This window comes from Geomonas ferrireducens (genome assembly GCF_004917065.1).
GTDB lineage: Bacteria > Desulfobacterota > Desulfuromonadia > Geobacterales > Geobacteraceae > Geomonas > Geomonas ferrireducens.
The window spans coordinates 1,032,392-1,053,275 of sequence record NZ_SSYA01000002.1 but is presented as its reverse complement, the minus strand read 5'-3'; the positions used below and the strand labels follow the sequence as shown (position 1 = coordinate 1,053,275).

Below are 20,884 nucleotides of genomic sequence, written 5' to 3'. Positions count from 1 at the left end.
GGTGCGGGGACGGGGTCAGCGTTCGCGGGGGAGGAGCACGGTGAAACTGCTCCCCTGGCCGGGGATGCTCTCCACGTCGATGCAGCCGCCATGCTCCCTGATGATGCCGTAACTCACCGACAGCCCCAGCCCGGTTCCGTTGGACTTGGTGGTGTAAAAGGGGTTGAATACCTGCCTCAGATTCTCCAGTGCGATGCCGACTCCGGTGTCGGATATCTTCACCTCGTAGTGATCCCCACTCCCCACCGGCGCACTCCTGATGCCGAGCACTCCCCCCTGAGGCATCGCCTGGACCGCGTTCAAAATCAGGTTGGTGAAGACCTGCCGCAACTGGTCGCCATCGCCTTCCACGACGGCGGTATCCTCGGCGTAAAGCTCGATCACTTCTATCTTCTCCAGGGAAGCCTGGTGCCCGATCTGCCCGACGATCTCGTGCAGGAGCTCGTTCAACCGCACGCTGCCATGCTCCATCTGCTCGCGTCTCGCGAACTTCAACAGGTTCGACACGATCCGCTCGACCCTCTTCACCTGCTGGAAGATGGTGTCCACCTCCTCGCGGTTCGGGGCCCCCTCGTCGATGGTGAGCTGCAAAAGTTCCGTGTTGCCGCGGATGATCGCCATCGGGTTGTTGATCTCGTGGGCGACCCCTGCGGCCAGCTCGCCGATCGCGGCCAGCTTCTCGACGCGCAGAAGCTCCTCACGCGTCTGCACCAGTAACCGGTTCTTCTCTTCCAGCTCCGCGGTTCTTTGCTGCACCTTTTCCTCGAGGTTGCGGTTCAACTCGATGATGCTGTTTTCACGCTCGCCAAGGGAGCGGCTCATGTCGTTGAAGCGCCCGGCCAGGTCGCCGATCTCATCCCGGGAATCGATGCTGCTCTTAACGTCCCGCTCGCCGGCGGCCACGCGCCGGGTGAGCAGCTCGAGCTCCTTGATCGGATGGGCGAGCTTCTTGCCGAGAAAAGCCGACATGGAAACGCCGGTCAGACCGCTCAGCAGGAGGACGAAGCTCAAGAGCACCGCCATGTCGGTCTTCACCGCCGAGTAGTGGCTCTCGAGCATCCCGACGTAGAGGGCGCCGATCGGGACCCCCTGCAGCGACAGAATCGGTTCGTAGGCGGTCAGGTACCAGTCGTTGACGACGAACGCCCTCCCCACCCACTTGGCCCCTTTCAAAAGGACGCGCTCGTAAACCGGGGCGGAGAGCTTGGTCCCGGTGGCGCGGCGGCCGTCCGAATTGGGGACGTTGGTGGCGATCCTCACCCCCCCCTGGAAGATGGTCGCGTTCCCCACGTCCCTGCCTTTTGATTTCGCCCCTTCGTAGACCACCGCCTTGATCTTGTCGACGAGCTTTCGGTTGTTGTTCAGCATCACGCCGCCGTAAAGGGCGCCGAGCACATTGCCGGCCTGGTCCCGCACCGGGGCGGCGGTGAAGAGGAACATGGCGCCGTTTAAGGGGGCCGGGGGGGAGGGGTCCGCCCTGGTCCCGGCCACCTGGACGTGCGCCTGCCGCACCAGCGCCTCCCCCTCTAGCGCGAGCTCGGAGGTCGGGATGATGGTGGTGCCGCTTACAAGCTCCCCCTTGAGGGCGCGCGCCACGAACTGGTTGCGCAGCTTGTCGTCGCCGAACTGGCGCGTGTTGTTGGCGCGGAAGATCACCTTGCCCGAGGCGTCGACCGCGGCGAGGATGTCGAGGTGCTCGCTTTTTCGTACCGGTGCGAGGGTCGCCTCGAGGGCGCGCAGGTCTCCCGCGGCGATGGTCTCACCGGTGCGGCCGAAGGAGGCGGAGAGCTTCACCGCGTCGTAGAGGCGCGTCAGCTCGTTCAGGTACGCCTCGCGCGCGACGGAGAGGTCGTAGCGGACCTTCTCCTGCGCCTGGGCTGCCACCTTGGCGCTCAGGATGAAGACGCCTGCCATCCAGCAGATGAGGATGGCGATCGCCAGCGGGATCAGCGTGGCGACGGTGAGCTTGGTCTTGATGGGAAAGCGGAGCCTTGGGAGGTTCATGAGGGGATGGCGATGCCGTATTCCGCGATCTTGCGGTCCAGTGTCTTTCTCGAAATGCCGAGGATCTCGGCCGATCTGCTCTTGTGGTAGCCGGTGCCGAGCAGGGTCCGCTCGATGTGCGCCTTCTCCATGTTCTCAAGGGAGACGAGCTGCGGCTGCACCTGCGCCTCCGCCTTTTGCGGGGTCTTGCGCCAGATGGGGAGCTCCTTCGGGGTTACCAGCGGAGTCCTCGCGAGGATCACGGCGCGCTCCATGACGTTCTCGAGTTCGCGGATGTTCCCGGGCCAGTCGTAGCCGCAAAGCAGCATGAGCGCCTCGGGGGTGACCCCGGAGACCTCCTTCTTCATCTTCACGCTGTACTTCTTCAAGAAGTGCTCGGCGAGCGGCTCGATGTCGTCCTTTCTCTCGCGCAGCGGGGGGAGGGGGATGTTGATCACGTTCAGGCGGTAGTAAAGGTCCTCACGGAAGCGGCCCGCGCGCACCTCCTCCTCGAGGTCCTTGTTGGTCGCGGCCACGAACCGGATGTCGGCGCTTTTCGACCGGGTCGCCCCCACCGGGATGAAGTCGCGCTCCTGGATCACGCGCAAAAGCTTCGCCTGGATCGGGAGGCTCATGTCGCCGATCTCGTCCATGAACAGCGTCCCCCCGTCGGCCTCCTCCAAGAGCCCCTTCTGGTGCGTTATGGCGCCGGTGAAGGCACCGCGCACGTGACCGAAGAGCTGGCTCTCCAAGAGGGTCTCGGTAAGCGCCGCGCAGTTGATGGAGAGGAAGCGGCGGTCGCGCCGGGGGCTGTTGTAGTGGATGGCCCCGGCGATCAGCTCCTTGCCGGTCCCTGACTCCCCCAGCACGAGGATGTTCGCCTCGCTCGCGGCCACCTGGAGGGTGAGGTCGTAGGTCTCCTGGAACACGGCGCTTCTGAAGATGATCGCGTCCTGCAGGATCGGCTTGCCGAGCTCGGACTTGAGCGCCCGGTTCTCCTGCAACAACTGCTCTTTTTCGAGGGCGTTTTTCAGGACGCTCAGGATCTTTTCCTTCGGGAAGGGTTTGGTGACGTAGTCGTAGGCACCGAGCTTGATCGCCTCGACCGCGGCGTCGATGGTGCCGAAGGCGGTCATGATGATGACCGGCAGCGACGGCCTCAGTTTCTTCACCTCCTGAAGCACGGTGATGCCGTCCATGTCGGGCATCCTCACGTCCTGCAGGATGAGGTCGGCGTCGGTTGGGTCCCCCTCACGCAGCCGGCGCAGGAGCTGTGCACCACCGCCGAAGGTCTCCACGAGGTACCCCTGGGTCTGCAAAAGTTTCTTCAGGTAGATGAGGATACCTTCCTCGTCGTCGCAGATGAGAATTCTTTCCTGTGTCATTTTGGGGCGTGCCTCGATCTTTTTCCGCGCCGTTGCTCAACTCTTGCCTTGGACAAAATGTCACACATTTTGACAAAACGACGCAATTGTTAATTAAAGTTAACCTGTTGGAGATTCCTGAGCGGCGCGGACAACATTATCATTTCGGAGGTTTACGGTACACAACTATTTTTCTGGTGAACGTAAACACGCTGGCATGGCAATTGCCGTATACGCGGAGTTATAAAACGGTGGCACGACGTTTATCATGGAAAAAGGAGAGATTCAACATGGCAGTTTCACGACGGGAGTTTCTGCAGGGGGGGGCGGCCGCGGCAGCGCTGATCCTCTCCGGCAAAAAAGCAGAAGCGGGCGGCGCAGACGGCACGCAACTGCGCACCAAGGGGCTGAAAAGCTCGACCACCATCTGTCCTTTCTGCGCGGTAGGTTGCGGGCTTGTGGTTCATACCAAGAACGGCAAGATCGTCAACATCGAGGGGGACACACAGCATCCGATCAACCAGGGTGCCCTCTGCTCGAAGGGTAGCGCGCTGTTCCAGGTGGCCAACAACGAGCGTCGTTTGCAGAAGGTGATGTACCGTGCACCCGGCAGCGACAAGTTCGAAGAGAAGTCGTGGGACTGGGCTCTGGAGCGGATCGCGCAGAAGATGAAGGAAACGCGCGACAAGACCTTCAAGGCCAAAGAGATCAACAAAAAGGACAACAAGGAATACGTTGTCAACCGCACCGAGGGGATGGGTTTCCTGGGGGGGGCAGGCCTTGACAACGAGGAGTGCTACCTCTGGAGCAAGTTCTCCCGCGCCATGGGTGTTGCGAACCTCGAACACCAGGCCCGAATATGACACTCCGCTACAGTCGCCGGTCTGGCGGCTTCGTTTGGGCGTGGTGCAATGACCAACCACTGGATCGACCTGAAAAACGCTGACGCGATCCTCGCTATCGGCTGCAACCCGGCCGAGAATCACCCGATTTCCATGAAATGGATCGAGGCGGCTATGGATCAGGGCGGGAAGCTGATCGCCGTCGATCCCCGCTTCACCAGGACCGCCTCCAAGGCGGACCACTACGCGCAGATCCGTCCGGGCACCGACATCGCCTTCCTGGGCGGCATGATCAACTACGCGCTGCAGAACAACATGATCCACGAGGAGTACGTACGCGAGTACACCAACGCCTCCTTCATCGTGAACGAGAAGTACGACTTCAACGAGGGTATCTTCTGCTCCTTCGACGACCAGGAGAAGACCTACGATCCGAAGGCCTGGGCCTACGCGGTTGACGGCTCCGGCAACCCCAAGCGCGACCATTCCATGAAGGACCCGCGCTGCGTCTACCAGCTCCTTAAGAAGCACTATTCCCGCTACACCGTGGACATGGTCTGCAACATCACCGGGACCAAGAAGGAAGACTACATCGCAGTCGCCAAGGCCTACTGCTCCACCGGGCGCGCCGACAAGGCGGGTACCATCCTTTACGCGATGGGTATCACCCAGTCCACCCACGGCTCCCAGAACGTCCGTGCCACCGCCATGCTGCAGCTTCTTCTGGGCAACATCGGCATCGCCGGCGGCGGCGTGAACGCGCTGCGCGGTGAGAGCAACGTCCAGGGCTCGACCGACTACGGTCTGCTCTTCCACCTGCTCCCGGGCTACCTGAAGTCCCCTGAGTTCGACAACGTAGACCTCAAGGCCTACCTCGAGAAGTGGACCCCCAAGACCAAGGACAAGAAGAGCGCCAACTGGTGGGGCAACACCCCGAAGTACACCGTGAGCCTTCTGAAGGCCTGGTACGGCGACAACGCCACCGCCGAGAACGGCTTCTGCTACGACTATCTCCCGAAGAGAAGCGGCAACTACTCCTTCGTCAAGATGATGGAGAAGATGGGCAAGGGCGAACTGCAGGGCCTGGTCTGCATGGGGCAGAACCCGGCGGTGGGCGGTCCGGACTCCCTGAAGACCCGCGAGGCGCTCGGCAAGCTCGACTGGCTCGTAACCGTCGACCTCTGGGAGACCGAGACCTCCATCTTCTGGAAGCGCCCGGGCGTCAACCCGAAGGACATCAAGACCGAGGTCTTCATGCTCCCGGCAGCCTCCTCCGTCGAGAAGGAAGGTTCCATCTCCAACTCCGGCCGCTGGACCCAGTGGCGTTACAAGGCCGCCGAGCCGGTGGGCGATGCGAAGAGCGACCTCTGGATCCTGAACCAGTTCGCCAAGCGCATGAAGAAGGCGTACGAGAAAGGCGGCGCCTTCCCCGAGGCGATCACCAAACTCGCCTGGAACTACGGCGAGGGGGATGAGCCGGAAGTGCACCTGGTGGCCAAGGAGATCAACGGCTACTTCACGAAGGACATGACCATCGTCGACAAGGACAAGACCCTCGAGTTCAAAAAGGGTGACCAGGTCCCGATGTTCAAGTACCTGCAGGACGACGGCTCCACCGTCTCCGGCTGCTGGATCTACTGCGGCTCCTACACGAAGGACGGCAACCAGATGGCGCGCCGCGACGCGAGCGATCCGACCGGGCTCGGCCTGTTCCCGAAGTGGTCCTGGGCTTGGCCGGTCAACCGCCGCATCATCTACAACCGCGCCTCGGTCAACCAGGAAGGTGCCCCCTTCAACCCGAAGCGTGCCGTCATCGCCTGGGATGCCCTGGAGAAGAAGTGGAAGGGCGACGTACCCGACGGCCCCTGGCCGCCGATGAAGGACGACAAGGAAGGGAAGTACCCCTTCATCATGCTCCCGGAAGGGCATGCACGCCTCTACGCCCTGGACATGAAGGACGGTCCGTTCCCCGAGCACTACGAGCCGGTGGAAAGCCCGGCCAAGAACCTCCTCTCCAAGACGCAGACCAACCCGGCCGTCAAGATCCCGGCCAACATGACCAGCGATACGACGAAGTTCCCGTACGTCGGCACCACCTACAGGATGACCGAGCACTGGCAGGCGGGTGCTATGACCCGTTCGCTGCCGTGGCTCGTCGAACTGGTCCCGACCATGTTCGTCGAGATCTCCCAAACGCTTGCCCGCGCCAAGGGGATCTCGAACGGCGACATGGTGAAGATAACGAGCGAGCGCGGTTCCATCGAGGCGAAGGCCCTGGTCACCTCCAGGCTGAAGCCGTTCAACGTGCAGGGAAAAGAGATAGAGCAGGTGGGTCTCCCCTGGCACTTCGGTTATGCAGGCATGGCTACCGGCGACTCGGGCAACGTCCTCACGCCGTCGGTCGGTTGCGCGAACACGAGCATCCCCGAATTCAAGGCATTCCTCTGCAACATCGAGAAAGGGGGTAAGCGCGCATGAGCAGCGAAAACAAAGATTTCGGCAAGAACAAGGCATTTTTGATCGACATGACCAAGTGCACCGGCTGCCGCGGCTGCCAGGTTGCCTGCAAGCAGTGGAACCAGTTGGGCGCCGAGAAGACGGAGTTCTTCACCGGCGAGGGTTACCAGAACCCGCCGCTCATGTCGGAATACACCTTCACCCGCATCAAGTTCCGCGACTACGAGAAGAACGGGCAGAACGAGTTCGCCTTCTACAAAGAGATGTGCATGCACTGCAACGAGCCGGCCTGCGCATCGGTCTGCCCGGTAGGCGCCTTCAAGAAGACCAAGGAAGGCCCGGTCACCTATGACGCGGACCGCTGCATCGGCTGCCGCTTCTGCATGGTCGCCTGCCCGTTCGGGGTGCCCAAATACGAGTGGAGCAAGGCGCTGCCGCTGGTGAGAAAGTGCACCGGCTGCTACTCCAGGGTGAAGGAAGGGCTGAAGCCGGCCTGCGCCACCACCTGCGTCTCGGCCATCACCTACGGCAACCGCGAGGACATGATCAAGGAAGCCAACAAGAGGATAGCCGCCCGTCCGGAGAAGTACCTGAAGAAGCTCTACGGCTCCGAAGAGGCCGGCGGTACCTCCGTCATCTACCTGACCGCGCTCCCGTTCGACGAGCTCGGTTTCAAACCGGTCACCAAGCGCCCGCTCCCGTCCTACACCTGGCAGGCGCTGCGCCTCGTGCCGGGGATCTTCCTCACCGTAGGCTCTTCGCTGTCGCTGCTTTCCTGGTTCAACCACCGGAAGGAGAGGATCGCCAAGGAAGAGGAACAGAGAAAATCCGGCGCTACGCCGAAGGAGGAGAGCTAGATGACCGCTGCAAAGATAATCGTTAACGAGATCAAGGGCTACCACCGCTTCGTTAAGTTCCTGATCGTCCTGGTGTCCCTCGGCGCGCTCGCCTCCCTGGCCCGTTTCGTCTTCGGCCTGGGCGTCACCACCAACCTGAACGACACCTTCCCCTGGGGTCTCTGGATCTCCTTCGACGTCGTCACCGCGGTTCCTCTTGCGGCCGGCGCCTTCACCCTCGGGGCCATCGTGCACTGCTTCCACATAAAGAAGCTCGAGCCGCTGGTGCGCCCGGCCATCGTGACCGGCTTCCTAGGCTACTCCCTGGTCTGCGTGGGGCTTCTGCTCGACCTCGGTCAGCCGCAGCGCTGCTGGCACACCATGGTGTACTGGAACCCGCACTCCCCGATGTTCGAGGTTTCCATGTGCATCGCCGCCTACACGACGGTGCTCTTCCTCGAGTTCCTGTCGCCGGTGTGCGAGAAGTTCGGCTATCACGTGCCGCTGCGCCTGCTGCGCACCATCGAGATGCCGCTCGTCGTCGCGGCGGCTTCCATCTCGACGCTGCACCAGTCGTCGCTCGGGACCTTCTTCCTGATCGCTGTCGATAAGCTGCACAGCCTCTGGTACAACCCGCTCTTGCCGCTTCTCTTCTGGCTCTCCGCCATGTGCGCCGGTATCTCCATCATCATCGTGGAGGCCACCATGAGCCACAAGTACATGGGGCAGCCGGACGAGAGCGAACTGCTCGAGACCCTGGCCAAGATCCTCCCCTGGGGCATCACCGTGTACCTGACCGTGAAGGTGTTCTCCCTGGTGGCACTCACCGAGGGGCCGCTCTTCAACCGTCCCGGCCTGCTGGTGCTCTTCGCCGTCGAGGTCGTGTGCGGCGTCCTCCTCCCGCTGGTCATGCTGATGAACGGCAACGTGCGTGAGAACAACCGTCTGCGCGCCACGGCTGCCTGGCTCGTCATCGCAGGCGTCATCCTGAACCGCTTCAACGTCTCCATGTTCGGCATGGAGGCTCCGGGAACCTTCTATTACCCCTCCTTCCTGGAGTCCGTGGTGACCATCGGCATCATCGCGGCGCACATCCTGTTCTTCGTGCTGATCGCGAAGTACTTCCCGATCTTCGAGCACCACCCGGAAACCGTGGATTATTCCATCCCGGACCACTTCCGCAAAAACGAGCAAGGCCACGCACACGGTGCCGCCAAGGCCTAAGCGTGAAGGGAGTACCGGCCCTTGAGGCCGGGTAATACAGAAGTACGAGGAAACCCTCCAAGTCCCTCTCCCGCGCGAGCGGGGGAGGGACGGGTGGGGCACGGCAAGGTAAAACGCAAGCTTTCAAGGAGTCCGCAGGTGGCAACCATTTACAGTTTCAAGAAGGGCGTAGTGGAGCAGGTGGATGGCGGGGTGGTGAACGAATACCCCCTGCAGCTGGTGGTGAACGGGCGCGAGATGGCGACCCTTATCGCATCGCCGCACGACCTGCGCTTCCTGGTTGCTGGCTTTTTGCGCCTGCAGGGCTTCGTCTCCAGCGTGGACGACTTTCTCGCCCTCGCCATCTGCCAGGACTTCGGCGCCGCCAGCGTCACCATCCGCGGCGAGCTCCCCGAGCGCCTGAAACCGGTGCTCACCTCCGGCTGCGGCACCGGCATCACCTTCAACATGCCCAAGCCCGAGAAGAAAGCCGGGCCGTCCAGGGTGCATGCGCCCGAGACCATCTTCGCCCTGATGCAGCAGCTGGCTGTGAAGAGCGAAGGTTACAAGAACCACGGCGGGATGCACTCCGCAGGCGTCGGGAGCGAGACGCTCCTTTTGCACGCGGAAGACATCGGCCGCCACAATACCATCGACAGAATCGCCGGGGAGGCCCTCCTGAAGGGGATCTCCCTGGCTGGAACCATACTGGTGACCTCGGGACGCGTCTCCACCGAGCTGGTCGCCAAGGCATCGCTTTTGGGCATCGACGTGATAGCCTCGCGCACCTCGCCCACCGACATGGCGGTGAAGATGGCCGAAGACGCGGGCATCACCCTGGTCGGTTACGTCCGCGCCGACAGCTTCAAGGTCTACACCCACCCGGAAGCGCTCAGCATGGGGGGGGACGATAGAATCGCCGGGGTGACCGGCGTGATCTTAGCCGGCGGCGCCTCGAGCCGCATGGGGAGCAACAAGGCGCTCCTACCGCACAAGGGAGGGCGCTTCATCGAGAGCATCTACCGGGAGCTTTCCGAGCTCTTCACCGAGGTGATCCTGGTGACCAACACCCCGGAGCAGTACCAATTCCTCCCGTGCCGCAAGGTGCCCGACCTCTACGTCGGGATGGGCGCGCTGGCCGGGATCCATGCCGGGCTCGCCCAGGCGAACAACCCGAGCGTCTTCACCGTAGCCTGCGACATGCCGCACCTCGATCCGGGGCTCATCAGGCACATCGTGAGCCGCCGGGGGGACTGCGACCTGGTCCTCCCCATGAGCGAGCACGGCTTCGAGCCGCTCCACGCGCTCTACAACAAGAGCGCCCTGACGGCCATGGAGGCCTGCCTGGAAGAGGGGAAGCGGCGCATCGTATCGATACTGCCCCAGCTCAAGGTGAACGAGGTCCCGGCAAGCGAGGTGGCGCGCTTCGACCCACGCTTCGACTCCTTCAGCAACATCAACACGCCGCAGGAGTACTACGAACTCAGAAACAACGACAAGGCCCGGAGCGAAGGTGCGATCCCGGCCGCCAACGAAACAGCTCATAAAGCCCAGGCTTAAGCCGGGCCGCCCTGAAAGGGGCGTACAAAGGAGAAGGTAAATGTTTGGATTCGGTATGCCGGAAATGATCATCGTACTCGTGATAGCACTCGTGGTAGTCGGCCCCGCCAAGCTCCCGCAGCTGGGGCAGGCCCTCGGGAGCAGCATCAAGAACTTCAAGAAGGCATCGTCCGGCGAAGACGTGGTGCAGCTGAACGAGGAGAAGAAGGCTTAAGAGCCCTGCAATGTCATCGTGCCCCTCCAGCGCCCCGGGATCCAGCCCGGGGCGCTTTTTTTTAACGAAAGTTCTCAAGCAGTAGGGGGACGGTGCCGATGGGTACGATAACCGGCAGAAAACCTGGGAAGGCCGACAGCAGCGGCCCGGCAGTTAAAGGAGAGTACTTGATGTTGACGCAGTGGCGTGACGACATGGCAACAGGGAGCGAGGCGATAGACAGGCAGCACAAGGAGCTGCTGCGCCGTGTCGATGATCTGCTGAAGGGGGCGAAGAACAGGAAGGGGGGCGAGGAGATCGGCAGGCTCATGTGGTTCCTGAAGAAATACGTGAGGTGGCATTTCCGCGATGAGGAGAAGCTGCAGCTCGAATCCGGCTTTCCCGGATACCAGGGACACAAGCACCAGCACGAGATCTTCTTCCGGGAGGTGCTCCGCCTTGAGAGCCTGCATACCGAGCAGGGGGACAACACCCTCATGATCGTTGCGGTGATCACCGCCATGTGCGAGTGGCTTCGTTCGCACTTCAACAAGCTGGACAAGGAGTTCATCGATTACCTGAAGGCGACCGGCCAGGACCAGGGGAGCGGGGGGAGCAACGGCAACGACGACGGTAACGGCGACGGCGAGCTGCGCTGAGCGGGGTAGGGCGCTCACGAGAAAAGCTAAAGGGGAGCTTCCGGTTTAACGGGCTCCCCTTTTTTATTGACCATCCCTTGTTTCTCCGCCTCAGGAGCGGTCCACCGCCAGTGGCCCCCAGGCCTGGTGCACCGACATCACCTCGACGCTGTTCACGTTAACCCGTGCCGGGACTGAGGCGACCCAGGCGACGATGTCCGCGATGTCCTCTGCCTGCAGCGCCTCGGTGCCGGTGTAGACGCGTCCCGCCTTCTCGTCATCCCCCTTGAAGCGCACCTTCGAAAACTCGGTCTCCGCCATGCCGGGCTCGATGTTGGTGACCCGAATTGCGGTGCCGAGCAGGTCCGCGCGCAGGTTGCGGGAGAACTGCTGCACGAACGCCTTGGTCGCGCCGTACACGTTGCCGCCGGGGTAGGGCCAGCTGCCGGCCACCGAACCTATGTTGACGACGTGCCCGCGGTTTCTCGCCACCATCCCCGGGAGGATGGCGCGGGTGCAGTACATCACCCCCTTCACGTTGGTGTCCACCATGGTGTCCCAGTCTTCAAGCGACGCCGCGTGGGCGGGCTCAAGGCCTAGGGCGAGCCCCGCGTTGTTCACCAGGAGGTCCACCTCGGCGAACTCAGGCGGCAGCGAAGCGAAGGAAGCGGCCACCGCCTCCGCGTCCCTTACGTCCAGGGCCAGCGTGTGCACGGGCGTCTGCACCGAGAGCTCACGCTGCAGAGCGGCGAGCCTCTCGGCCCTGCGGGCCGTCAGCACCAGTTGCCATCCCTTTTCCGCCAGCGTGCGCGCGCAGGCGGCGCCAAAGCCCGAGGATGCCCCGGTTATCAGTGCGGTCTTCTTCATGCTGAAAATCCTCCCGATCCAGATTCGCCTGCCAAGGCGGCCATCTTAATCCACAACACATGTCAAGACAAGAGCTACCTGGGCCTTCCCCATCGCTTCGGACATCAGGAAGGCTTACCCCCGCCGCTACGCATTTTCCCATGAAAATGCCGGGGTGGCCATTGCCCGGTTTCCACAATCGGGTACAGTTGTCGAGTTGTGTCTTCGGAACGGGGCATTAATCTAATGAACCGTTGGGCAAGCGAGCGGAGGTGCACGCCATGCGCAAGATATCTTTTAGCTGCGAGGTTCACGCTGCGCTGGACACGGTATGGACGCTTCTCGTCGACAAGGTGGAGCAGCCGCACTCCTACCTGCCGGGGGTGACCCATGCGCGCGTCCTGCAGCAGTACGGCAACGGGCTTTTACGCGAGATCAAGGCGGAAGGGGTGGTGATCAAGGAAAAGGTGGTGCTCGACAAGCCGCGCGGTGAGGTGCAGTACTTCCTCATCGATCACCCCCTTTTCAGCGGCCGCGTCATCAACCGGGTCGTTCCGTCGTCGGTGCAAAGTCCGGTGGCCCCCATGGTCCTGACCATCGAAGTGGACTGGGTTCCCAAGGACGACGAGGCGGAGCGGATGATCCGCAGGGATCTGCCGGAACAGATACAAAGAGAGGTGATGAGCTTGAAAGAGAGAGCCGAAACACTGGAAAAGCAGGAAGCGATGCCCCTTGCCACCCCGTATGCCTTCGGGGCCACCGTGATGCTACCCTTCGCTGAAGCGCTGCCGAGGGTCCATCAGGAGCTGCAGAAGGAGGGCTTCGGGGTGCTCTTCGAGATCGACGTGCGGCAAAAGTTCAAGGAGAAGCTGGACAAGGAATTCCGCAACTACCACATCCTGGGCGCGTGCAACCCGGGCCTCGCCTACCAGGCCTTCGGGGTGGAGCTCGACATCGGCACCCTGCTTCCCTGCAACGTCGCGGTCTACTCGGCAAGCGAGACCCGCACCGTCGTGATGATGATGGACCCGGTGGCGGGGCTCGCCCTGGTCGGCAATCCCCAGCTGACCGAGCTCTCGCACACGGTGCAGGATAGCCTGAAGCGGGTTCTCTCCGCCCTGCAGCAGGTATAAGCCATGATCGCGCTGAAAAGGGTGTACGAAGAACCTGATCCGGGTGACGGCCTGCGCATCCTGGTGGACCGGCTCTGGCCGCGTGGGGTCAAAAAGGAAGCGGCGCACCTGGACCGCTGGGAAAAGGACCTCGCCCCGAGCGACGACTTGAGGCGCTGGTTCGCCCACGACCCGGAGAAGTGGCCAGAATTCAGGCGCCGCTTCAGAGAGGAGCTCGCCGACAAGGGGACCCTGCTGCACGAGCTCGCCCGGCAGGCCGGCAAGGGGAGGGTGACCCTGCTCTACGCCGCGAAGGACGAGGAGCACAACAACGCCGTGGTGCTGAAGGAGCTTTTGGAGGAACAGGGGCACGGTGGATAGGGCGCGGCCGCGGTCGCGCGAAGGAGGTTTAACATGGGCGACAGTCTGTCCATAAAGATACTGAAGGAACACCTCGTGGAAGGTGAACTGGTGCCGGGGAAGGAGATCGCGATCAGGATCGACCAGACCCTTTTGCAGGACGCCACCGGCACCATGGCGATGCTCGAGTTCTTGGCCACCGGGATACCCCGGGTGAAGGTGGGGCTCGCCGCGCAGTACGTCGACCACAACCTGCTGCAGACTGACAACAAGAACGCCGACGACCACGCCTTTCTGGCCAGCGTCGCGGCAAGGTTCGGCGTCCACCTCTCGAAGCCGGGCAACGGCGTTTCGCACCAGGTGCACCTTGAGCGCTTCGGGGTTCCCGGAACCACGCTTCTCGGCGCCGACTCCCACACGCCGACCGCGGCAGGGATGGGACAGCTCGCCATCGGCGCGGGAGGGCTCGACGTGGCCCTCGCCATGGCAGGGTACCCGTTCCATCTCACCTGCCCGAAGATCTTCGGGGTGAAGCTCATCAACCGCCTGCAGCCGTGGGTGTCGGGTAAGGACGTCATCCTCGAGATGCTCAGGCGCCACAGCGTGAAGGGAGGGGTAGGGAAGATCATCGAGTACTACGGTCCGGGTGTGGCGACCCTTTCGGCTACCGACCGGGCGACCATCGGGAACATGGGGGCGGAGCTTGGCGCCACCAGCACCGTCTTCCAAAGCGACGAGAACACCCGTCTGTTTCTCGAGGCGCAGGGGCGCGGCGAGCTCTGGCGCGAGCTTATGCCCGACCCGGACGCGACCTATGACGAGCACGACGAGATCGACCTAGCCCAGGTGGTCCCGCTGATCGCCTGCCCCTCGTCGCCCGACAACGTCGTCCCGGTCTCCGAGATCGAGGGGCTCAAGGTGGACCAGGTCATCGTCGGGAGCTCGGTCAACTCCTCTTTCCGCGACCTCATGACGGTCTGCCGCATCCTCGATGGGCGCAGGATCGCCCAGGGGCTCTCCTTCCACATCAACCCGGGAAGCCGCCAGGTGCTTGAGAACGTGGTTGCCCAGGGGGGCTTCATGATGCTCCTCCTGGCCGGAGGACAGGTGCACCAGCCCGGCTGCTTAGGCTGCATCGGCATGGGGCAGGCACCGGGAACGAACCAGGTGTCGCTCAGGACCTTCCCGCGCAACTTCCCCGGGCGAAGCGGCACCAAGGAGGACCGCGTCTACCTCTGCTCGCCCGAGACCGCGGCCGCCGCCGGCGTATTCGGCGTGGTCACCGACCCGCGCAAGCTCGAGGAACTCCTCCCCTGGCCCGACGTGAAGAACCCGGAGCGCTACCTGGTCGACGATTCCGGCATCGAGACCCCGCCCGAGGACGGCAGCGGCGTCGAGATCGTGACCGGCCCCAACATCGTCCCGTTCCCCGAGTTCGAGGCGCTGCCGGACAGCCTCGAGGTCGAGGTAATCATCAAGGTGGGCGAAAACATCTCCACCGACACCATCATGCCGGCGGGAAACAAGGTGCTCCCGTTTAGAAGCAACATCCCGGCGATCAGCAAGTTCGTCTTCGAGCAGGCCGACCCCGAGTTCTCCCTGCGGGCGACGGAAAAAGGGGCCGGCGCCGTGGTCGGCGGGGAGAACTACGGGCAGGGGTCTTCGCGTGAACACGCGGCGCTTGCCCCGCGCTACCTCGGCATCCGGGTGAAGCTGGCGAAGAGCTTCGCAAGGATACACCGCTCCAACCTGATCAACTTCGGCATCCTCCCCCTCGTCTTCCGCGACCCGGCGGACTACGACCGGATCGCCCAGGGTGACCGCATTTCCATTCCCAAGGTTCGGGAACTGGTGCAGGGGGGGGCGAGCGAGATCCCGGTCTTCGTGAACGGGCAAGAAGTGGTGACCCTGCTGCAGGTCTCGGAGCGCGAGCGCCGTGAACTGCTGGCCGGGGGGCTGCTGAACGCGGTGAAGGAGGAGAGTCATGGCGGAAAAGCTTAGCGATCTGCTCCCGGCTGAGGAGCTAGTTGGATTTTACGAGCAGATGGTGCTCTGCCGCGAGTTCGAGGAGAGTTGTGCCGAGCAGTACTCCAAGGGGCATATCACCGGTTTCCTGCACCTCTACACCGGGCAGGAGGCAGTCGCCGTGGGGTGCACGGCGGGGCTTAAGAAGACGGACTACATGCTCTCCGCGTACCGCGACCACGCCCAGGCCATCGTCCGCGGCGCCGATCCCAAAAAGGTGATGGCGGAGCTCTTCGGCAAGGCGACCGGACTTTGCCGCGGGAAGGGGGGCTCCATGCACCTATTCCAGCCCGACATCAACTTCATGGGGGGGTACGCCATCGTCGGGGGGCAGTTCCCCATCGCCACCGGTCTCGCCTGGGCAAGCCAACTCCTCGACGAGGACCGCGTCACCGCCTGCTTCTTCGGTGACGGCTCGATGAACCAGGGGACCTTCCACGAGTCGCTCAACTGGTCGCGCCTTTGGGATCTCCCCGTCCTCTTCATCTGCGAGAACAACTTCTACGGAATCGGCACCGAGGTGCATCGCGCTTCGGCCCAGGCGGCGCTGCACCGGCGCACCTGCGGTTACGACATCCCGAGCGAGAAGGTCGACGGCATGGACGTGATCGCCATGTACCAGGCGACGAAAAGGGCGGCCGAATGGGTCCGCGAGCGGCAGCGCCCCTACTTCATCGAGGCGGTCACCTACCGCTTCCGCGGCCACTCCATGTCCGACCCGGCGAAGTACCGCAGCGTCCAGGAGACCGACGTATGGAAGAGCCGCGACCCGATCCCGAACCTGTCGCGCCGGCTTTTGGAAGAAGGACTGGCGACCCGGGAACAGCTCGAGGAGATCGACAGGCGCTGCCTCGCCCTGGTCGAGGAGAGCGTGCGTTTCGCCGAGGAGTCGCCCTGGCCCGAGGACGCCGAGGTCTGGGAGGATATCTACGTGTGAGTGAGCACAGGACCGATGGGGCGGCCGGCTACGGCCAGCTCGCCCCTGACCCGGTCCCGCTCCCGTTCGATCTGTTCGTCCGTTGCACCGAGGGCACGCATCATGTGCTCGGTCATGTTGAGCGCGACCTCTCCTTCGCCCGAGAACACCGCGTCGGCTCCGGCGCGGTAGAGTCCGGGGACATCCCTCAAGTAGGTGGCGCGCGCGAGGATGCGCACCTCCGGATTCAGCTCCCTTGCCAGCTTTATCACGTCCTCCTCCCCCTGCATCCCTGCCGAGGTCAAAACGAGCGCCACGGCGGAGGCCACCCCGGCGGCCTCAAGGGTGTCCCTGAGCGTCACGTCGCCGTAGAGGGCGGCGGTTCCCGCCTTTTGCAGCTCGCGAACGGTCTGCAGGTTCATCTCCACCACGAAGGGGGCGATGCCGTTTTCCGCGAGCAGCCGGGCGAGGGTCTTGCCGGTCGGGCCGTAGCCCACTACTACGGCGCGACCGGCGCCGTGCGCTTCGTCGGCCGCCTCGACCCCGTCTCGCCCTGGTCGCGCACGCTCCTCCAGATAACGCCAGAACCGTGTCGTCTTCGCCCGCCGCTCGAACCCAGGGATCATGCGGTACAAAAGCGGGTTCAGGCTGATCGATATGATCGCGGCGGCCACTATGGTGCTGGCGCCGCTCTCCCCTAGCACTTTAAGATCCCTTCCCACCGATGCGAGGATGAAGGAAAACTCCCCGATCTGCGCGAGCGCCACGGCAACGGCCAGGGCGACCCGCGGGGGGTAGCGCAGGGCGAGCACGATCACCAGGGCGGCAAGCGGCTTGCCGAGCATGATGATCCCGAGGGTGGCTAGGACGAGGCCCGGGTGCTGCACCAGGTGGGCGGGATCGAAGAGCATCCCGACCGAGACGAAGAAGAGCACCGCGAACGCGTCCCTCATCGGGAGCGCCTCGGAGGCTGCCCGAAAGCTGAAATCCGACTGCTTCACCACCATCCCGGCCAAAAAGGCGCCGAGCGCCATGGAGACCCCGAAGAAGCTGGCGGAGGCGACGGCGATACCGAGGGCCAGCACCAGGACGGCGAGGGTGAAGAGCTCCCGTGAATGCGTCGCGGCCACGTGCTCGAGGATGCGCGGGATCAGTTTCCCCCCCACCAGGAAGGTGACCGCGACAAGCAGCGCGATCTTCACCAGGGCGAAGGCGACCGCCGAGGCGAGGCCCGTCTCGGCGCTTCCCTGTGAACCGAACAGCACCGGGAGGATGACCAGCAGGAATACGGTCAGGATGTCCTCCACCACGAGCCAGCCGACCGCGATATGGCCTGCCTGGGTGTGCAGCTCGTTGTTGTCCACCAGCACGCGCAGAAGGACCACGGTACTTGCGACGGAGACCGCGAAGCCGAAGACGATCGCCGCCGGCCAGCTCCAGCCAAGCCCAAGCGCCACCAGGGCGCTCAGCATGGTGGCCACAGCACTCTGTCCCAAGGCCCCCGGTATGGCGGCGCGCCGCACCTCGAGCAGTTCCTTGAAGTGGAACTGCAGCCCGACGCCGAACATCAGCAGGATGACGCCGATCTCGGCGAACTGCTCGGCCATGTGCCGGTCGGCAACGAAGCCGGGGGTGCGCGGGCCGACCGCGATGCCGGCCAGGAGGAAGCCGACGATCGAGGACAGGCCGATGCGGTGCGCCAGGTAGCCGAAGACCAGGGCGGCCAGAAAGCCGCCGGTTACCGTCGTGATCAGGTTGAACTCGTGCATAAATCTCCTCCCGTTACGGCTCGTACCTGGGTACTGCTACATCCCGCTTTAAGCGTCTTGCGTCCTGCCTCTTCTCCAGTTCCAGAACGATGGGGCTCGCGATGAAGATGGAGGAATAGGTCGCCACGACCACCCCAGATACCAGGGCCAGCGCGAAGTCGTTTATCGCGGCGCCGCCGAAGAGGTAGAGCGAGACGGCGGCCAGAAACGTCGTGAGCGAGGTGATCACCGTCCTCGGCAGTACCTCGTTGATGCTTCTGTTGAAGAGGACATCCTTCTCTTCGGGTACGAACTTGCCGAGGCTCTCCCTGATCCGGTCGAAGATGACCACCGTATCGGTCAAAGAATATCCTGCAATGGTCAAAACGGCAGTAACGAAGAGCAGGTTTATCTCTTTGCCGAGCAGGTAGAAGAGGGCGATCATGAAGAGGACGTCGTGCAAGGTGGCAGCTATCGCACCTATGCCGAAATTGAAATCGAAGCGCCACGCTATGTAGAGCACTATGCCGACCATGGAGAACACCACTGCCTTCAGGGTATCCTTTTTGAGCTTGTCGCCGATGGACGGTCCCACCTCGTTGGAGCTTTCCACTGTCAGTGCGTTGTCGGGGAATTCCTGCTGCAGTCGTGCGGTAACCGTGTCTGCCACGTTCAGCGAGGCGGTTGCCGACCTGCCGACCTTGATCAACAGCCGGTTCGAACCGGTTATCTCCTGCAGGTGCACTTCCTTATTGAGCTTCTCCGAGAGGATGTGCTGCACCCGATCGAGAGGGACCGGCCGTGCAAAACTCACCTGCACCGACGTCCCGCCGGAGAAGTCGATCCCCATGTTGGCCTTGTTCCTTGCGATCTGCAGCGAGCCGATAAGACCGATAATGGCGATTAACGACGAGATGGCGAAGCTTATTTTCCGTTTTCCGATGAAGTCTATGCTGGTGTTTTTGATCAGTTCCATATGCGCTCCTTGAGCCGGTTTAATACCGGCCCCGTCTTTGGTGGATGAGTGGTCCGACCCGGGCACAGGCGCAGGTTGCACGAATCCCGCAAGTCCTTCTTTCAGACGCAGAAGGAGACAGCGCTCTTTCGGGTGTCTCCGGTGCTGTGGGTACACGACAGCGCAGCCGCCGGTTGCACAACGAAGGTTGCCGGTGGTTTTCCCTGAGCGACCTGAAAAGGCGGGGGTGCAGGTCGCGGCTGAACCTGTGCATGCCGTACCTGGTTCGGGGGACTTTATCTGGAGTTGTGACGGTGGAGGCTAGGCTGGAGGTGCTCTGGCAGAAACGGCAGAGGTGTCCGCCGGAGAAAAGAGGTTCCGTACGGGCGTTAGGTGAGCGGGAAGGGACGAAAGAAGCCTGATTGACGGTGGTGTCGGGGCGAGGGCAGGGGCGGCTGACGTCTTTGCCGCCTTTACCTGCGCACCCTTCCCGGCGTTTTTCAGGAAGGCGTCCTGGGTGTCGCGGGTTACGTGCTTTGCGCTGAGCAGCGGGGTGTGGAGGCGGCAGGGATCAGGTACCGCCGCTCCCTGAGTGAGGAAGACGACGGTGAAGACAGCGACCAATGTCAAGAGGGCTGTTCTGGATATCGATGACAGTGTCGCGGCAGGCTTCATGGCCTATGACCGTACCGTAAATGGCCAATCGTTGCAAGGTATTTGCTCAGTGCCCTTCATGACGGCGGCATTATTTCTTTAATGTCGCCGTCACGTTGTTTTCCAAGCCTCCTTTGTTAAGATTGGAACCTTGTGTGTACTCGAAAGACCAACAACTGCATCAATGGAGAGGGTGTATGGCTGAGATGACCTACCGTGACGCCATCAACCTGGCGCTTAAAGAGGAGATGCGTCGCGACAAGAACGTCGTGGTCTACGGCGAGGACGTGGCACAGTACGAGGGGGCCTTCAAGGTGACCCGCGGACTGTTAGCCGAGTTCGGCGAACTGCGCGTGCGCGACTGCCCGATCTCCGAGAACACCATCGTCGGTGTCGCCGTCGGGGCGGCCATGGGGGGGATTCGCCCGGTGGCCGAGCTGATGACGGTCAACTTCGCCCTGCTTGCCATGGATCAGATCGTGAACCACATGGCTAAGGTGCGCTACATGTTCGGCGGGCAGACGAAGGCCCCGATGGTGGTGCGCATGCCGGGGGGGGGCGGGAGCCAGCTCGGCGCCCAGCACTCGCAGAGTCTCGAGAGCTACTTCATGCACTGCCCCGGCATGCTGGTCGCCTACCCGGCGACACCCGCCGACGCGAAGGGGCTTTTGAAGAGCTCGATCAGGGACGACAACCCGGTCATCTTCCTCGAGCACGAGCTTCTCTACAACAGCAAGGGCGAAGTCCCGGAGGACCCCGAGTTCCTGGTCCCCTTCGGGAAGGCGAACGTCCTCAAAAGCGGCGATCGGGTCACCCTCGTAGGTTACGGGCGCATGGCAATCCTGGCGCTGCAGGCCTCGCTTGCGCTGGAAAAGGAAGGGGTGTCCTGCGAGGTGATCGACCTGCGGACCCTGGTGCCGCTCGACATGGAGACTGTCCTCGCGTCGGTGACGAAGACCGGTCGCGCCGTGGTGATCGAGGAATGCTGGAAAAGCGCGGGGCTTGGCGGGGATATCGCCTCGCGCATCTACGAGGGGTGCTTCGATACGCTGCTGGCCCCGGTGCGCCGCATCTCCGGGCTTGACGTCCCCATGCCGTACTCACGCAAGATCGAGAAGCTGTGCATCCCGCAGCTCGATGGGATCGTGCAGGGCGTACGTGATCTTCTGAACGAACCGTACTGAGGTGCCGC

General features: G+C 62.9%; 17 protein-coding genes. 12 read left to right on the top strand and 5 right to left on the bottom strand.

Annotated features, from left to right (window positions below):
- Positions 1-15: 15 nt before the first annotated feature.
- Both E8L22_RS13385 and E8L22_RS13380 read right to left on the bottom strand, forming a co-directional pair.
- Positions 16-2,004, bottom strand: coding sequence for a cache domain-containing protein (locus E8L22_RS13385; protein WP_136525648.1), 1,989 nt, complete (start codon positions 2,002-2,004; stop codon positions 16-18).
- Positions 2,001-3,368 (bottom strand): sigma-54-dependent transcriptional regulator, encoded by a 1,368-nt coding sequence (locus tag E8L22_RS13380; protein ID WP_136525647.1) that lies wholly within the window; start codon positions 3,366-3,368, stop codon positions 2,001-2,003. Before E8L22_RS13380 ends, E8L22_RS13385 begins: the two co-directional genes overlap by 4 nt.
- 269 nt (positions 3,369-3,637) lie before the next feature.
- On the opposite strand from E8L22_RS13380, the gene fdnG reads away from it, so the two are divergent.
- The 6 genes from fdnG (at position 3,638) to E8L22_RS13350 (ending at position 11,097) form a co-directional block, all read left to right on the top strand.
- The gene (gene fdnG, locus E8L22_RS13375; protein ID WP_136525646.1) at positions 3,638-6,667 is read left to right on the top strand and encodes a formate dehydrogenase-N subunit alpha; all 3,030 of its coding nucleotides are present in this window, start codon (positions 3,638-3,640) and stop codon (positions 6,665-6,667) included.
- Positions 6,664-7,503: a 4Fe-4S dicluster domain-containing protein gene (locus tag E8L22_RS13370; protein WP_136525645.1), complete on the top strand. Its 840-nt coding sequence runs from the start codon at positions 6,664-6,666 to the stop codon at positions 7,501-7,503. Before fdnG ends, E8L22_RS13370 begins: the two co-directional genes overlap by 4 nt.
- On the top strand, positions 7,504-8,706 hold the full coding sequence (gene nrfD, locus E8L22_RS13365; RefSeq protein ID WP_136525644.1) for an NrfD/PsrC family molybdoenzyme membrane anchor subunit: 1,203 nt from the start codon (positions 7,504-7,506) through the stop codon (positions 8,704-8,706). It begins immediately after the preceding gene.
- Between the two features lie 138 nt (positions 8,707-8,844).
- Positions 8,845-10,245: a formate dehydrogenase accessory sulfurtransferase FdhD gene (fdhD, locus tag E8L22_RS13360; RefSeq protein ID WP_136525643.1), complete on the top strand. Its 1,401-nt coding sequence runs from the start codon at positions 8,845-8,847 to the stop codon at positions 10,243-10,245.
- Positions 10,246-10,285: 40 nt separating this feature from the next.
- Entirely contained in the window at positions 10,286-10,459 is a 174-nt protein-coding gene (locus tag E8L22_RS13355; RefSeq protein ID WP_012530698.1) for a twin-arginine translocase TatA/TatE family subunit, read from the top strand.
- Positions 10,460-10,629: 170 nt separating this feature from the next.
- Positions 10,630-11,097, top strand: a complete 468-nt coding sequence (locus E8L22_RS13350) for a bacteriohemerythrin (RefSeq protein WP_246044644.1) — start codon at positions 10,630-10,632, stop codon at positions 11,095-11,097.
- Positions 11,098-11,187: 90 nt separating this feature from the next.
- On the opposite strand, the gene E8L22_RS13345 is transcribed toward E8L22_RS13350, so the two are convergent.
- The gene (locus tag E8L22_RS13345) at positions 11,188-11,943 is read right to left on the bottom strand and encodes an SDR family oxidoreductase (protein WP_136525642.1); all 756 of its coding nucleotides are present in this window, start codon (positions 11,941-11,943) and stop codon (positions 11,188-11,190) included.
- Positions 11,944-12,203: 260 nt separating this feature from the next.
- Between E8L22_RS13345 and E8L22_RS13340 the strand changes: the two genes are divergently transcribed.
- From E8L22_RS13340 to pdhA, 4 genes are read left to right on the top strand one after another with little or no spacing between them, the layout of a single operon-like run.
- A complete protein-coding gene (locus E8L22_RS13340) occupies positions 12,204-13,055 on the top strand; it encodes an AtaL-like protein (RefSeq protein WP_136525641.1) in 852 nt (283 codons plus the stop codon).
- Positions 13,056-13,058: 3 nt separating this feature from the next.
- Positions 13,059-13,415, top strand: coding sequence for a DUF488 domain-containing protein (locus E8L22_RS13335; protein ID WP_136525640.1), 357 nt, complete (start codon positions 13,059-13,061; stop codon positions 13,413-13,415).
- Positions 13,416-13,448: 33 nt separating this feature from the next.
- On the top strand, positions 13,449-15,395 hold the full coding sequence (locus E8L22_RS13330) for an aconitate hydratase (RefSeq protein ID WP_136525639.1): 1,947 nt from the start codon (positions 13,449-13,451) through the stop codon (positions 15,393-15,395).
- Entirely contained in the window at positions 15,379-16,356 is a 978-nt protein-coding gene (pdhA, locus tag E8L22_RS13325) for a pyruvate dehydrogenase (acetyl-transferring) E1 component subunit alpha (protein ID WP_136525638.1), read from the top strand. Before E8L22_RS13330 ends, pdhA begins: the two co-directional genes overlap by 17 nt.
- Here pdhA and E8L22_RS13320 read toward each other — a convergent pair.
- Both E8L22_RS13320 and secF read right to left on the bottom strand, forming a co-directional pair.
- Entirely contained in the window at positions 16,347-18,104 is a 1,758-nt protein-coding gene (locus E8L22_RS13320; RefSeq protein WP_136525637.1) for a cation:proton antiporter, read from the bottom strand. The two genes, pdhA and E8L22_RS13320, sit on opposite strands and share 10 nt — an antisense overlap.
- 13 nt (positions 18,105-18,117) lie before the next feature.
- Positions 18,118-19,059, bottom strand: coding sequence for a protein translocase subunit SecF (gene secF, locus E8L22_RS13315; protein WP_136525636.1), 942 nt, complete (start codon positions 19,057-19,059; stop codon positions 18,118-18,120).
- A 586-nt stretch (positions 19,060-19,645) separates the two neighbouring features.
- Between secF and E8L22_RS21395 the strand changes: the two genes are divergently transcribed.
- Positions 19,646-19,795 (top strand): hypothetical protein, encoded by a 150-nt coding sequence (locus E8L22_RS21395; protein ID WP_162604835.1) that lies wholly within the window; start codon positions 19,646-19,648, stop codon positions 19,793-19,795.
- Between the two features lie 94 nt (positions 19,796-19,889).
- A complete protein-coding gene (locus E8L22_RS13310; RefSeq protein WP_136525635.1) occupies positions 19,890-20,876 on the top strand; it encodes an alpha-ketoacid dehydrogenase subunit beta in 987 nt (328 codons plus the stop codon).
- Positions 20,877-20,884: the final 8 nt, after the last annotated feature.